This window comes from Streptococcus sp. 17.1 (assembly GCF_016648655.1).
Classification (GTDB): Bacteria; Bacillota; Bacilli; order Lactobacillales; family Streptococcaceae; genus Streptococcus; species Streptococcus salivarius_E.
In genome coordinates this window covers 1-4,604 of record NZ_JACLQM010000039.1, presented here as the reverse complement: position 1 = coordinate 4,604, position 4,604 = coordinate 1, and the positions used below count along the sequence as shown (strand labels likewise).

At 31.6% G+C, this 4,604-nt stretch carries 3 protein-coding genes; all 3 read right to left on the bottom strand.

Annotated features, from left to right (window positions below):
- Positions 1 to 2,323 (bottom strand): zinc-ribbon domain-containing protein (locus H7T99_RS10440; RefSeq protein WP_201035995.1); only part of this gene is annotated, 2,323 nt, incomplete at its 3' end.
- Positions 2,324 to 2,332: 9 nt separating this feature from the next.
- A complete protein-coding gene (locus H7T99_RS10435; protein WP_037603289.1) occupies positions 2,333 to 3,058 on the bottom strand; it encodes a hypothetical protein in 726 nt (241 codons plus the stop codon).
- Positions 3,036 to 4,526, bottom strand: a complete 1,491-nt coding sequence (locus tag H7T99_RS10430; protein WP_230579121.1) for a hypothetical protein — start codon at positions 4,524 to 4,526, stop codon at positions 3,036 to 3,038. The genes H7T99_RS10435 and H7T99_RS10430 overlap by 23 nt, the downstream gene beginning before the upstream one ends.
- Positions 4,527 to 4,604 lie beyond the last annotated feature (78 nt).

The window sequence follows — 4,604 nt, the reverse complement described above, 5'->3', positions numbered from 1 at the left end:
CGATATCTTTCATAGTCTCGCGGGCTGGGATATGTGTTTTACAGTCAGATATTTTTTTTAACTGTACAAAGTGTTCTTGCTTTCTTCTGTGGCCTTTGCAAATGGAACATGCTCTTTTTTTTCGTTTTTTATATGCCATTCTTTCTTTTACTTGAATTTTGTAACGGTGATTAAGATTTTCTTGACATATCCACCATACAGGCAGATTGCTCAACTCTGTAATTTCAGTTGGGCTTGCTATTAGGAGGTTATTCAAATAATCCCACTCAGGCATTAGACTTTGTTGTGTCGTTGCTAAGTCATTAAATCCTTTTAAAACTTTTTGATTCCTACAATATGGGCACGAATTTTCTCTGTAATATTTTTCTTTTATGACTTGCTGATATTCTCCAGTGCATACAGGACATTTCCACCATACGGTATATGTTGAATTAAATCTTACTGAAGACATTTCTTGTTTATTTACTGAAGACCATTCTTTAATTAACCAAGGATGTGTTGTTTCAAGATCATTATAACCTTTTGCAGTCTTCTTAAAAGAACAATATGGACAACATTGGTCATTTTCATGGCGTTCAGAAATTTTTGCTTTAAAACTTCTGTGACATTTTCGACAAACCCAATTGGTTAAAGCATTTGAATCATAAAAGAAGATATCAATATCACCATTCAGTTCTTTTACCCATTCATTGTTTAAGTACGGTTTAACATAGCTTAGTGTTTCATTTGGTTTAGGAAGTTTTTTATTACAGTAAGGACATATAGAGTTGAGACTATTAGAATTATTGTTTGTAAACACACCTAGAACAATCCCTAATCTCTCCTTAAATTCTAAATCACAACAATCACAAATCCAATTAAATATTTTATTCTCGGATTCTGCCGATTTCGTCACCTCATCAGGTTTTTCTAAATTCTTGCTACTCCAAAGGTCACACAACTCAGGATAAGTATCTGCAATTGTATTATAACCTTTTAATACTTGTTCATCATTACAATATGGACAGCTATTTATTACTTCTTTTCTTATTGGAATTGAACAAAGGTATTCACCTTGACAAACAGAACACTTCCACCAATATTTTTTTGTTTCAATGTGGCTCAATGCTAAATGAACAGGCAATCCATTTTTTTCGCTCCATTCTTCCTGTAATTTTGGGAAATTATAGAGTATATCATTGTTAAAAACAAGTGTATCCCAATCACAATGATTAGGACAAGTTTGAAAATTACTATTCTCTAAGTCGGTTCTTGAAATCATTTCATTAGGACTGCAATGAAAATTTACATTGCAACAAGGACATTTCCAATTTATACATTCAGAAGACTTATGCCAGTATTCAGAAATAGATTTATCATTACTTTTATCCCAAAATTTCTCTAAATATGGATGAGTTTCTTGTAAAGTATTATACCCTTTTAACATCAATTTATTATCACAATAAGGGCAGCCTTCAAAATGCCTTTTGATAACACTACATTCATATTGACCATGACATTTAAAACACTGCCATCTTACTAAGATATCGGATAAACTATCAATCATATTACTTTTTACAAGAGTTGGAATAAATTGCTTAAAAAGATTTCTATCTGTATGCAATAGGGGGGTGGCTTTCACTTTAATTACGGTATCAAATGTTGCTTTACAGTTATTACAATAGAAACCATCTCTTTTGATTCTTGAAATTAGCCGATCAATAGACAACTTAAAGATATTGTCACATTTGTCGCATTTCCAATTTCTAGGGATTGTAATATTGTCATTTAACTTCAAATCATTAAACTCTACATCGTTTTGCTCCCCTGGAAGATAAATTTTCCGAAGATTAGGGTATGCTTTAGTGTAAGGTACAAAATGTATACTTTCATTACATCCGACATGAACAAGCTCTTGATTATGTTTATTGATTAATTTAGAAGTGTTTGCTACATCTTTCCAACCAACATGACAGGTAGGACATTTGAAGTGAAATAACCTCTTTGAAGAAAAAGATAAATTATCAATCTCTTCCTGAATGGTTTCTATATTTTCATAATGAAAGTTTATGTACCTTAGAAAGTTAGGAATCCTTGCAGATATAGAGTTTTCCCCTTTTATGAACACTTCTCCAAGCTCACATACAGGACAGATTTTTGAATGATTTTGGATATTTTTATAAGATTTTGTTACACTTGCCTTCCATTCATAAGAACAGGTAGGACATTTCCAGTTAATGTGTTTTTTGCTGGTAACTGTTATTTTTTCTACATCTATTTTGATATTCTTGTCAAAGTCCCAATAGTTCAATAAAGCTGGAAAATCAGTGATTAAGTCTGACATTTTCTCCTCCTAATACTTAGTCTTGTTATCCAGTAAGTCTTTAATTTCAAAAATCTTACTTTTGATTGTTTGCTTTTCAGTATGAGTATGCTTTTCAAAAGATATTTTCGAGTCTGAGGTGATAATATTTTCACTTAGATACTTCTTAGTTACAAGTTGCTGATCAGATTTTAATAAGCCTTCTTCTTTTAATAATTCATTTGCAATATCAGGATACAAACTAGTTTTAAGAAGATTCCTTAACTTTTTGTTTTCTTCTAATAATTCTTTATTTAACGCTGTCTGCTCTTTAATCTCAGTATTGTTTTCATTAAGCTGTGCTACCTCATTTTTTAACTCTGAAACTCTTGTTTTAAGCTTATTTGCTTCTTCCTTATATTCTATTGCTGCATCAACAACTCTTTTATAATAATTGTTAAGTTCCATCAATGCTGATTTGATTGCTTTAGGGGTTCTATTGGTCATTAAGAAACGTTCTACATCTAGAGTTTTATACGTTATAACTGTTTGATAGGTGTCGTCCTCAAATAGTTCCAATTTATCATTAAGGGCTTGTCTAAATTCTTTGTTTCTTCTAATCGTTGTGTCTGCAACTTGAGGAAATCCGTTGCTTCTGAGGTAATTTCCAAACTGTGGAATTTTGAATAGTCTAGGATTATTCGAACAATGTTCCAGTAAATAATGTTCAAATAACGATAGCAATTCTTGATTATCAATATACTTCTTTCTCGCCATTTGAGAACTCCTGCAAAGATAATTGTTTTTCAGTTAGATATTCTTGATAAGAATGACTAACGGTTTTAAGTTTTAATAACGCCTCACCAATATCTTCTATATTTCCCTTTCCTCGTCGAACTCTTTTTATAGCCTCATCTACAATTAAAGCCTCCTCATCAATTGATTTCTTAAAGGATTTATCCATAGAAAAATAATCTTTTCCAGCTTTTCTGTAAAATGGACAACTAGTGCAAGCACCAAGCTCTGCATGTGAGCTAATGACTTTAAGGCAGTCTGAATAATCACCTTCTGCAAATCGAGGTGAATAACATCTGCCCTTATTATCAAGAGAAACATAGTTTTTATTAACGGTGTATTTATGTTGAGTCTTACTTATAGCGTAAGACGTTTGAGAGTTTGTTAATTTACGATAAAGCTGATAGCTCCTACATTCAATAAACTGGCTCAGATTTGAAAAATAATGTGAGGATGTTGTGACACTATCATGTCCAGCTAAGAGCATTGCTGTTACAGGACTAGCCCCTTCTGCTATCAGATTGATCATTGCAATGTGTCTAGTATCTCCAATATGAATAAAATTAATCTCATGTTCATCCAATTTATTTGGGAAGTTGATATGATGGACAAAATATCCATACTGTTGAGATACGACCTCATTAAAGAAATATTTTAAAATGGTATTTAAGTTACTATAAGTCAAAAAGCGATTTTTAGTACCTGTAACACGTTTCCATTTACGATAATGTGAGTCTGTCACAAAAAGGGTATCTAACTGTGTAGATGATAAATCTTTGGTTAGTTCTAGATAATTTATAATCTCACTCGCAAGCTTAAATGGTACTTCGTAAGTCGTTAAATAATAATCCTCTGAAATTTTATGGGATACTCCCTTGTCTTTTCCTTTTAAGTTATTTCGTCTGAGAGTTAAGTAATACTTTCCGTCTTTTTCTGTAAGACAATTTCTTTGAGTAAGTAAAAATTCCCTTGGTCTAAGTGGTACTACTGCTGTTATTTGCCACCATAAGTAAAGAGGGTAGTAAAACAATCTTTCTTCATCTGATAATGGTTTAACCCAATAGTCGTTTAAAATATCATTAAATAGAAAATAGGATTGAAATTGAGCTAACTTTCGTTGTTTTTTAGTGTTCAGTTGATAACTAACAGTTAAAAGTTCATCTAGTTGTTCAATCAATTGGGTTAATTCATTATCCTCTAAACATGGTAGTGTAGAAAGAAAGTCTATACATATTGAGGGATTGTAAATCTTAATATGTTCCACATTGAAATCTATATCCCAGCTTGTTTCTTTGATCAAGCGCTTTATGTCTCTTAAAAATGTTTGAAGTGAAATCAAAACATGATGCTCCATAGATAGCACTAAAAAACTCTTTAAGTAGGTAAGAAAATCATCAAAAGATAATTGAAATACTTGTTCATAAAATCTTTTATATCGGAATTTATTCAAGTGATAAATTGCAAGAATAAGTGCAACATTTACTCGAACTCATCCTCTAGAGCTTCACAAGCAGTTCTGTAAGCTAAA